Source organism: Bariatricus sp. HCP28S3_D3 (assembly GCF_052065755.1).
In the GTDB taxonomy this organism is placed as follows: Bacteria; Bacillota; Clostridia; order Lachnospirales; family Lachnospiraceae; genus Allocoprococcus.
Genome location: NZ_JBQHTK010000052.1, coordinates 1 through 11,334, shown reverse-complemented (window position 1 = coordinate 11,334; position 11,334 = coordinate 1). Strand labels below are relative to the sequence as shown.

Sequence of the window (11,334 nt, the reverse complement as noted above, 5' to 3'; positions counted from 1 at the left end):
CAGCGCCCTGAGCCCCCGGAGGGCCTTCCGTCTTATATATTTGCAATTTTCAAGGTTCGTTTGAGCCTGTTTTTTTCGGCCCAGTTTTTCATAGATTACTTGACACTACCCGGCATCTGAATTTGTAGACTAAAGTACAAATCGGCTTATAATTTTCTGTTATATATTTTAATCATTTTTCAAATAACAAAAGATGCCGCTCTGTTATCTGTTTTGATAACTTTGCAGCATCTTTCTACTCTTCTTTTTTTATCCAACGTGACGCTCAAATCTTTTAAATCCAAGAATATTTTCAATCCGATCCATTGCATCCTTTTTTACTGATATACTCAGCGACTTCCGTCATAGCCTGATAATTATCAATCTGCACACTTCCCTTATTACCACTCTTTTCAATCTTACGATCAATAAATACAACTGGGATTGATAAATCTGCAAGTAGCTTGTTACTGGTCGCATAATCCGAACTGACATAAATGATCCCATCTACCATTCTGGATTTTAACACATTCAAAAACTTTTCTTCCTGCACCGCATTATGATCCTTGATTTTTGTTTTGTCAATATTCTAATCAGCCTACACTTACTTTTACTCCGCCTTCACAGCCCAGCGCATCTTCGTAGATCTTGCACGCCCATTCTGTGCACACTCTTCTGCCGAAGGTCGAACTACATCTTTGGCATATTCGGAATAAACTCCCTCGCGATATCCTGCTTTTAAAGCTTTCTTCACCAGTTTGTCTTCTCCTGAATGGAATGTCAGAATTGCTACTCTTCCTCCCGGTTTCAAAGTGCCCGGCAGTTTTTCCATAAATTCATAGAGTACTTCAAATTCATGATTCACGTCAATTCGAAGTGCCTGGAAAGTCCGCTGACAGGTCTTCCTGATGATATCTTTTTTCTCCTTATTTTCCGGAAGGAAAGACAAGGTCTGTTCGATCACCTGACGTAACTTTGTCGTAGTATCAATCCGGTGTCCTTTCCGGATTTCTTCGGTGATTGCCTTTGCCAGTTCTTCACAGTACGGCTCATCCGAATTTTCATATAACATCCCGGCAAGTTCTTCTCTTGAAATTGTATCCAGTCTCTCGGCTGCACTGATCCCTTTTTCCTGATTCAGTCGCAGATCCAGAGGTCCGTCCACTTTGAAAGAAAATCCTCTCTTCGGGTTGTCAATCTGCATGGAAGACACACCCAGATCAGCCAAAATAAAATCAAATCCCCCAACTTCTTTTGCAATCTCATCGATAGTACAAAAGTTCTGAAGACGGATTGTTAAAATATCCTCCCCAAATCCCTGTTCTTCCAGACGTTTTTTTGTCTTTGCAGATTCTTCCGGATCTACATCTGTCGCGTAAATGTGCCCCTTTCCTTCCAGACATTTCAGCATTGCTTTTGTATGTCCGCCATAGCCAAGCGTTGCATCAAATCCCACCTCTCCCGGCTGGATCTTCAAGAAGTCAAGAATTTCCTGCACCATGATCGAAATGTGCATTCCGGCAGGTGTATTTCCTTTCTGAATGACATGGGCAATCATGTCCTGATATTTCTCCGGCTGTAATTCTTTGTATTTTTCTTCAAATTTTCGTGGATATTTTCCCTTGTACCTTGTGCGGCGCTTGTGAACACCTTGTTCAATGTTCTTTTCCTGTTCTGCCATACATTATCTCCTTACTTGTTGATTTATTTTTGGTTTTTCGAATCTCTGGTCCACTCCATCGATTTTGTTGACTCATTTGGAACTTTTCCACTATCCAGCTAACACTGCCCGTTTCATCCATTGACTTAATTCCACTTTCTATTTTCGCAATCATCTCATATAAAAAATCCGCTATATGAATCGTCCGTCGCTACTGCCAATTCTGCACTAGCAACTTCTCTCCAGTATAGCGGATTTTTTATTAAATCCATTGATTCCATTTTGATGATCTGCCTTTTAAAGTATTAATCATATCATCTGCAACACTTTAAAATACTTATTCAATGATTCATAAATTTATTCAATCTTAAAGCAAGCGATAATTCTAAAATACTTTCCGGATCCGATAAATCATATCCTGTCAGATTCTCAATTTTTTTTATTCGATACATTAAGGTATTTCTATGTAGATACAAACTTGTTGCCGTTGTATTTCTGGCTCCTAAATGATTTACAAGAGCTTCTAAGGTTTCAATGAGATCACTTTCATTTTCTTTGTCATACTGAATTAAAGCATCTATTTTTTTTGAAACAAATTCTTTACACTGCTGTTGTTGGCTCATTTCCTTGAGTAGTTTCCAATATCCAATCTTTTCGCTCCAAACTACCGGGCATTCTTTTTTTCGAATACGAGCAATCTCCAGTGCTTTCATCGCGTTTTTATAAGTCACCTGAAACGTTTTATATGTTTCGCTTTCATTAGAAATACCCATTAAAATATTATGTCCAGACCGCTCTGCAATCACTTTTTTAATTCTTTCAAAATATTGCTGATTATATTTTTTTTCGTCTTTCTTAATAATACAAGGAAATATCTTCCTGTTCGATAATACAATTGAATCAAACTGTTCTTCTGCAAAGACCTTACGAATACATTGTTCCAGATTTCTAAATTCCTTATCAGTATAACTGCCCGTGAGTCTTTCAAATTCTATCAGCATAATATAGTATGGTGGTTTTGGCCAGTTTTGCTCATGAAAATATTGATTCTGTTCCTCATTGATCACAACATTTCCCGCTAAAAGATCAGAAAATAATTTTCTATCTGCTTTTCTTTTATTTAGCTCTTCTGATTTTAATTTTAACTCTTCATGATGTTGTGATGTAACAAGTGCTTCCATAACCGCATAATTCAGTTCCACAAAAGGAAGCTCCTCAGGCATTATGATAATCGGAAATTCATATTCTCTGGCAAGTTTTAAAAAATCTTTCATGTAAGCACCGATAAAACGGGATTTAATTGCAAGTGCTGCTGCATTTACATCATGTAAACCTTTTATCAGTGACAAAACCTTCTCTTTTGTCCCACTATAAGCATATCCTGTTGTAATGTATAAGACATTTGGTTTCATCCATGCTTCCATATCCGGAATCTCCATTGTATCAACATAGTACACTTCTTTATACAGTTTGCCTTCCCCTGTTGCAAGCTCACAACCTTTTTTTTGGGCTATTTCTACAATATCCTTCACTGTAATTGCCAATTTTATTCATCCTTCCACAAAACCTTTTCTTCATAATAGCATATTTACACAATATTATCTACTCAAAAAAATGTACTTTGTGAATTATGAATAATATAAAACTCTGCCCATCTCTTAAACCAATTGTGCTTGCAAAGAATTCTATGTATTACCTTATTATATTTATGATATTTCTCCCTTTTGATATCTCACACATGCAACTTCGTGGTTATCTCCAATTGCTTTCAATTCCGGAACACTCTGCTTACATATTTCAGTACAGAATGGACATCTGTTTCCGAATGGGCATCCCGGCGGCATATTTAACGGACTAGGAATTTCTCCTTTGAGTTCGATCGTTTCTTTTTTTTCATATGGACTTACCGGAGGAATTGCTGAAAATAATGCCTTTGTATAAGGATGTGCCGGATTTGCATATATTTCTTTTGCGTCACCAATCTCCATGATTCTTCCCAAATACATAATGATGATTCGATCACTGATATATTTTACTACACTTAGATCATGAGAAATAAAAATATATGTCAGTCCAAGTTCATCTTTCAGTTTTTTCAACAAATTAAGCACTTGTGCCTGAACAGAAACATCCAGAGCGGAAACCGGTTCGTCACAGACAAGAAGTTTTATATCCATTGACAGTGCTCGGGCAATATTGATACGTTGGCGCTGTCCCCCGGAAAACTCATGCGGGTAACGAATGGAATGATAGTAATCTAATCCGACTAATTTCAATAATTCAATTACTCGTTTTTTTCGTTCTTCAGGAGTCCCAATATTATGAATAATCATAGGTTCTTCTATCAATTCACCCGTGGTCATACGAGGATCTAAGGATGAATATGGATCCTGAAATACCATATTGATCTCTTTGCGAAGTTCATTCATTTCCTTCTGATTAAGTTTCATCAGTGATTGCCCATTGTAAATCACATTCCCTGAAGTTGCCGGGATCAATTGAAGAATTGCTTTCCCCAATGTTGATTTCCCACACCCTGATTCGCCGATAACTCCAATGGTCTCTCCTCTCTTCACTTCAAAAGAAACATCATTTACCGCATTTAGAGCAAGTGGTTTTTCAAAAAGTCTTGGACTTTTCACCTGGAATGTCTTTGTCAAATGATCAACTTTTAAGATAATATCATCTTGTTTTTCACCCATTAATCATTCCCTCCTCTCCGTTCCATCTCAACTAATTCTTCTTTTGAGAAGTGGCAGGCAACAAAATGTCCCGGCTCTACCTCTTTCATTTCAGGACATTTATTTTTGCATATTTCCTGACAGTATTTACAACGATTATGAAAATTGCAGCTTCCTCCGGTTAACTTCAGATCTGGCGGTGTTCCAGGAATAGAAGCTAAAGGAATATTCGGATCATCCGTTACTTTAGGCATTGATTTAAGTAATCCCCATGTATATGGATGTCGTGCATCGGAATATATCATTTTTACATCTGCATATTCTACTGTTTTTCCCGCATACATAACCATAACTGTATCACACATTTTCCAAACCACACCCAAATTGTGTGTTACTAGAATAATTGACGAATTCGATTCTTTCTGCAGATTTTTCATTAATCCCAACACCTGGGCCTGAACAGTAACATCTAATGCTGTTGTAGGTTCATCTGCAATAATAAGTTTCGGATTACAGGCAATTGCCATTGCGATAATTACACGTTGCCGCATTCCGCCGGAGAATTCATGCGGATAGGATTTCAAACGCTTTTCGGCTTCTGGTATTCCTACCATTTTCAACACTTTTACAGCATATTCTTTTGCTTCTGCTTTTGACATCTTTTGATGTGCATTGATTACTTCCATTATTTGTGAGCCAATTGTATAAACCGGATCAAGCGCAGTCATCGGATCCTGAAAAATCATTGAAATATCATTTCCACGTATTTGAAGCATTTCTTTCTGACTGAGTTTAACGATATCCTTGCCTTCAAAAAGAATAGATCCTTCAACAATATGACCATTTTTAGGCAGAAGACGCATAATTGAAGAAGAAGTTACACTTTTACCACACCCGGATTCTCCTACTATTCCTAATGTCTGTCCGGAATCCAATGAAAAAGTAACACCATCTACTGCTTTCACTATACCAGTAGCAGTGTTAAAATGTGTTTTTAAATTATCCACTTTTAATAATGGTTCTTTATTCATATTATCTCCCCTTTTATTTTTTCATCTTAGGGTCTAATACATCACGTATTCCATCTCCCAATAGATTAAAGCCTAATACTGTGATTAAAATAGCAAGTCCTGAATAAGTTGCAATATGACTGGCACTTCTGATAACATCCTGTCCATCTTTCAAAATTGCACCCCAAGATACATCCGGAGGCGTAATTCCCATTCCAAGGAAACTAAGTGAAGCTTCTGTCAAAATTGCACCTGCAACATTCAGTGTTGCATATACAATTAACGATGATACAATATTTGGAAGCAAGTGTTTAAATAAAATGCGACTATTGCTTGCTCCAAACGCTTTCACTGCTTTAATATATTCTTCATTTTTTACAACAAGTACCTGTCCTCTGGCCATTCTGGCATATCCCGGAACACTTGCAATACCAATGGAAAGAATAACGTTTTCGATTCCTGCTCCAAGAGCAGTCATAAGCATTAAAGCTAATAATGTAAAGGGGAATGCTGACATACCATCCATCACTCGCATGATAATTATATCTACTTTTCCACCTGCATATCCTGAAATTAAGCCAGCCAGAATACCGATCACAGCACCAACCGCCATTCCTCCGACTGCCACGATCAAGGAGACACGACCTCCATGGATCAACCTTGCAAGCAAATCTCTTCCTAAATTATCAGCCCCTAATGGAAGACCCGGTGTACCAGGCTTCGCATTTACTTTTAAAAAATCCATTGCAGCAGGATCTACTCTATATATAAATGGTCCTACTAAAGAAAACAAAGTTACAAACACTACCAGAATCAAACCAAACATTGCAGATTTATTTCTGCGAAGTTTTCTCCATGCACTGTTTGCTTTTCGTTCTTTTAACAACATTTCCTGCTGACTAGCTTCGCTTAAATCTCTTTTTACTTCTTTATTTTCCATTAGCCGGCCCTCCTTTCGGATTCATAGCTTACTTTTGGATTGATATACAGATAGATAATATCCACCACAAGATTTACTGTTACATATAGAATTGCCATAAATAATACAGTACCCTGAATCATTTCAAAGTCATTATTATTGATTGCATCAACAATCAATCGGCCGATTCCAGGCCATGCGAAAATCGTCTCAATCATGATTGCGCCTGTCATAAGTGCTGCTATACGCATACCCAGTACTGTAACAATTGGTGGAAGGGCATTTTTTAAACCATGTTTAATGATGACAACATTCTCGCGAATTCCCTTTGCCCGGACAGCTTTCATATAATCCTGATCGATTACTTCCAACATACTGGAACGACTAATTCTTGCGAAGTTAGCCATACTTCCGAAGGAAAGACAAAGTGACGGCAAAAATAAATGTGATATAACGTCACCAATTCCATTGCTGATAGCTCCCATTCCCATAGTCGGAAACCATCCCAGATTAACACTAAATATAAGAACAAGCATTAATCCTAACCAAAATGACGGCATTGATACTCCTATTAGCGCAGCTATCATCGAAATATAGTCAAATACCGAATATTGCTTTACTGCTGAAATGATGCCTACCGGAACCCCAATAAGTAAAGCTATAATTAAACTTGCCAATGCAATTTGTAATGTATTTGGAAGTTTTTCAAAAATAAGATCTGCTACCGGTCGGTTATATCGATAAGAAGTTCCTAAATCTCCGGTTAAAATTCTCTTCATATAATTGATATATTGAACCGGCATCGGATCGTGCAGTCCCATTTCTTCTTCCATTTTAGCGATATCCTCTGCTGTTGCCTGTGGACCAAGAATTGATACTGCAGGATTTCCCGGAAGAACTCGAGTAATAACGAATGTCATACTCATCGTGATCAACAGTACTGGAATCAACTGGAAGATACGCTTTAATATCATCTTTATCATACCGTTGTTCTCCTTTCATCGTTGAAAATTGTAATTAGTGATTTAAAAATTAGGAGTGCCTGTAGTACGGCACTCCTAATTTTCATTCGGCTGCTTATTTAGCCAACCATACGTTATGTCCGTCACCTGCGATTTCAATTGTCTTATCAGGGCGAACAACATAATTCTGAACTTTTTTATTCAAACCTGTGTTGATGTTAGCTAAACAATAATCAATTTGTGGATATTGCTCAACAATCAGTTTTAAGGCTTCTTTATAAAGTTTAGCTCTTTCTTCCTGATCACTGACTTCAACAGCTTTGTCTAACAATTCATTAACTTCCGGTATATTAAACTGTTGTCCATTACCCAAAGTACCAAGCGATTCTTCATGGAACATTTTGTTCAAGTAGAAATAAGGATCCGGGAACCATGTCCAGCTCATTCCAATAGCATCCGCATTTCCTGATGCACCAATTTCACTAAATGTTCCCCATGAAGCCTGATGTATATTCACTTTAACATCAACCTTAGCACAAAATTGCTGTAAAATTTCTCCGATTTTCTTAGATGAAGCCGAATCACTTGTATAATATTCAAGTTCAAATCCATCCGGATACCCTGCTTCTGCAAGTAATTTTTTTGCACCTTTAACATCATATTTTGGTACTAAATCTTCTAATGATTCATCATATCCCCATGATGCAGGCGGTAAAGGCAAGTATGCCGGACTACATTCACCATATTGATAAAGTGCTGCACACATAGCATCTCGATCTACTGCCATTTGCAAAGCCTTACGAACTTTGATATCTGCCGTTGGACCATTCTCCATATTAAAATAGATATAGTTTACTCCCATACCAGGTTCCTGGCTCATTACAAGATTATTATCCGCTTTGATTTCATCAATACCTTCTCCTGCAAGATCACAAGCGATATCTATATCTCCATTTTTTAATGCATTAACTCTCTGGTTGATATCTGTAATATATACGAAATTTAATCCGTCAAGATAAACTTCTCCGCCCCAGAAATTTTCTGATCTGACAAATTCTACAGCTTCATCTGTTTTCCATTCCTTCATCATAAAAGGACCGGTTCCTACGAAATGAGCTCCAAACTCATCTCCCCAACCTTCAACTTCTTCTTTTGGAACAATTACATTTCCACTGTTAGTAAGTGCCGCTAAAAAGGATGCATCCGGATTTGGAAGAACACATTTTACAGTAAAATCATCAATAACTTCGCAATGATCCAGCATTGCCAATCTTGCCAATGCAGATTCATTATGAGATCGCTCCAGTGAATATTTAACATCTTCTGCTGTCATCTGACGACCATCCTGAAATTTACCCGGGTGGAAGTAAACATCCTCACGAAGTTTAAATGTGTACTCATTTCCTGCTTCATTTACTTCCCACTCTGTTGCCAGACTAGGAAGAAACTCTGATAAATCATCACTGTAGACAACAAGTGTATCCCCTATATTTTCAATAATTGCATTTTCATATATTCCTGTATATTTAACCGGATCAATATTATTCGCTACAGCTGCCATCCCAATTCTTAATGTTCCACCATATTTGTCTTCTTCACTTACTTCTATCTGCTCTCCTTGATTGTTATCATTTTCAGCGGTACCTTTATCATTATTACCGCATCCGGCAAATAATGCTACTGCCATACAACAACTCAACAAAACTGCTACTAACTTATTTCTTTTCTTCATAAAGCTCCTCCTTTATAACCAATCAAATTTACAGTTATTTTCCTAGAGTCTGTATATGTTTCATGTTTCCATATTTTGAAACGATCCTTCCAAATTCTTCTTTGTCATAAAACTCACATTCGCAGCGCCCGTAAGCTTTGGCTGTTTCAATCACAAATCTTGCAGCTTCTTCAAGATCTCCGGCATGTGTTGCTCCGGTCGCACATCCTGCCACAGGAACCTCTGTGGTAATCGCGACTCCTACAACCGGTGCCTCTGTCGCTGTCGATGGTTGAAGAATACTATTCAAATGAAATAGATTATTTCCATATGGTGTAATATCCTGCGTTGAAAGAGCAAACACATATGGCATTTTTCCTGTCGTCATCTGCATAATATCCAATAAATCTTCACTTACTCTTAAAATATAACCATCTTTTACGGTAGGCGAAATAGCAAATCCTCTAGTATTTATTATTCGGTTACCTTTTGTCGTATCAATTGATAAAATTGCATCTAAACTTCCATTTACCTCATGTTTGTTCACTGTTGCCATATCAACCGGTGAACCCATGAATGGAACCGGTTTATGAGGACTGGTAGGCGCATCCGGACAAATGTGCGTGCAACATACAACATCCCCTTCCAGCTGATCTCCCTTACTCTTCATATCGAGTAACTTTGCCGCAACTGCCAGTGCAACCAGTGCACCATCTCCATCTGATACAAAGCCAATTTGTTCCGGTCTTGCACCAAGTCCGCCTAACCTTCCCAAAACACCTAATGTAGGAGCCTTTCCGCCTGCACTTTTTCCATTCGTTCCGGGAATGGTTACACGAATCATATCCGTCTTACCTTTTGGACCTTCAATAGTTGTAACTTCAACCTCTTCTGCTCCCAGATGCCTTAAGTATTCTTCCATTTTTTCTCCTGAAGCATCTGCTCTATCCAGCAGCTCATAAACATCTAAAACCTGACGCATTAACATACTTTTTTCTCCCCCCAGAGTATTAATCCCATTTATATGTTTTCAGCCAATCTGTATACAAATCCGGACGTAACCATTCAAGCCATTTCATTGTTTGGTGACGTTTTTCAACTTCTTCTCTGTAAATTGTCTGTACATAATAGGTATCTGTTTTTTCCCATAAATTCGCGATAATGAGTCCATCCGGATTACATACCATAGAACGTCCTACTTTTATACAACCATTACCGGCTGGTCCAATTCTGTCAACCGAAACACAGTAGACTCCATTTTCAGAAGAACGTGCCTGGTTACAAATTGTCCACAGATCATCATCCGGATATGCCCAACTGCTTGTTACTGCTAACATATGACATCCATTCACCGCATACGCTCTGGAAAGTTCCGGGAATCCAAAGTCTGCACAAATCATGATGCCGATTTTAATTCCATTCAGTTCGAACATTACCAGTTCCTTTCCAGGAATCAGTGTTTCACGCTCACTATTAAATAAATGGATTTTAGCATAGTCTGCAAGAATACGTCCATCAGGTGCATATACCGTTGCCTTGTTGTAAATGCCATCTTCTTTTCGTTCTAACCGACCTGCCAAAACATTTGTTCCTACTTTTTTCGCTATGCTCTTCCAAAAGTCATGAATTTCATCAGATAATTTCTTATCGAATTCTGGAAGTTGGACGCCGCTTTCCAAACAGGCTTCATGAAAAAGAATTAAATCAACATTCTTTTCATTTTCAGCAACTGTCATTGCCATTTTCTCAACGTTTTCCATATTTTTCTTAATATTATTTTGTTCGACTGTAACTTGAACAGCTGCTACTTTTAACTGACCATCCATTTTACCTTCCTCCTTCAAAATATTAATTTGTTTAAACCCAGTATACTCTATCACTCTATCAGCGTAAAGCGTTTTATACAAATCGCCCTATTTTTGTGCATATACAGTTTTGAGTTGTGCATATTGCATAATTTTTCTTTTTACCTATTGACTGAACAAATTTAAGGTTCGTATTATTATTTTTTTTAATAAATATGATGATACCAGGGTCAAAAGGTCAGAAAGCCGATGCAAGCTTGCTTGCAAGAGGATTTTTGACCTCTTGACCCGTCAAAAACATGAGTAAGTAGCCATTTTTCAAAGAAAAATGAGCGGATTACGAATGTTTTTGAGGATTGCAAGAGTGCAAAGCACGTAGCAATCTGGTATCAAAGGTGTCAAAAGTATTGACATCACATAGCGCACTTTAGCAACTGAATAAAGCTATGTTTTCAGGTTGTTTTTCGAGGTGTTATTATAAATATAACATTTTAATCGGTAGTGTAAAATATTTTGTGTTTTTGAAAAAAATGGCTCCTTTTTGGTAAGAATTCAGATATGACAATTTTTATCGAAAAGGAGTATTTTTATGCCAGTTGCAAAGGAA

General features: G+C 37.6%; 10 protein-coding genes. All 10 read right to left on the bottom strand.

All coding sequences use genetic code 11. The annotated features are described in order from the left end of the window. Positions 1-292: 292 nt before the first annotated feature. Positions 293-550, bottom strand: a complete 258-nt coding sequence (locus tag ACTNB3_RS17120) for a hypothetical protein (RefSeq protein ID WP_441027125.1) — start codon at positions 548-550, stop codon at positions 293-295. A 39-nt stretch (positions 551-589) separates the two neighbouring features. Next, positions 590-1,660, bottom strand: coding sequence for a 16S rRNA (cytosine(1402)-N(4))-methyltransferase RsmH (gene rsmH, locus ACTNB3_RS17115; protein WP_427820167.1), 1,071 nt, complete (start codon positions 1,658-1,660; stop codon positions 590-592). 320 nt (positions 1,661-1,980) lie between these two features. Further along, positions 1,981-3,183 carry a PucR family transcriptional regulator gene (locus ACTNB3_RS17110; RefSeq protein WP_427820168.1) on the bottom strand — a complete coding sequence of 401 codons (1,203 nt, stop codon included), beginning with the start codon at positions 3,181-3,183 and terminating at the stop codon, positions 1,981-1,983. A gap of 162 nt (positions 3,184-3,345) precedes the next feature. Next, complete coding sequence (locus ACTNB3_RS17105) at positions 3,346-4,341, bottom strand: ABC transporter ATP-binding protein (RefSeq protein ID WP_427820169.1); 996 nt, start codon at positions 4,339-4,341, stop codon at positions 3,346-3,348. Further along, positions 4,341-5,351: an ABC transporter ATP-binding protein gene (locus ACTNB3_RS17100; RefSeq protein ID WP_055156033.1), complete on the bottom strand. Its 1,011-nt coding sequence runs from the start codon at positions 5,349-5,351 to the stop codon at positions 4,341-4,343. Before ACTNB3_RS17100 ends, ACTNB3_RS17105 begins: the two co-directional genes overlap by 1 nt. A 13-nt stretch (positions 5,352-5,364) precedes the next feature. Then, on the bottom strand, positions 5,365-6,270 hold the full coding sequence (locus ACTNB3_RS17095) for an ABC transporter permease (RefSeq protein WP_055156032.1): 906 nt from the start codon (positions 6,268-6,270) through the stop codon (positions 5,365-5,367). Continuing rightward, positions 6,270-7,232, bottom strand: a complete 963-nt coding sequence (locus tag ACTNB3_RS17090; protein WP_427820170.1) for an ABC transporter permease — start codon at positions 7,230-7,232, stop codon at positions 6,270-6,272. The genes ACTNB3_RS17095 and ACTNB3_RS17090 overlap by 1 nt, the downstream gene beginning before the upstream one ends. 94 nt (positions 7,233-7,326) lie before the next feature. Beyond that, a complete protein-coding gene (locus tag ACTNB3_RS17085) occupies positions 7,327-8,943 on the bottom strand; it encodes an ABC transporter substrate-binding protein (protein ID WP_427820171.1) in 1,617 nt (538 codons plus the stop codon). Positions 8,944-8,977: 34 nt separating this feature from the next. Continuing rightward, a complete protein-coding gene (locus ACTNB3_RS17080) occupies positions 8,978-9,910 on the bottom strand; it encodes a DUF1177 domain-containing protein (RefSeq protein WP_117557174.1) in 933 nt (310 codons plus the stop codon). Positions 9,911-9,932: 22 nt separating this feature from the next. Further along, positions 9,933-10,748, bottom strand: a complete 816-nt coding sequence (locus tag ACTNB3_RS17075; RefSeq protein ID WP_342999608.1) for a carbon-nitrogen hydrolase family protein — start codon at positions 10,746-10,748, stop codon at positions 9,933-9,935. Positions 10,749-11,334: the final 586 nt, after the last annotated feature.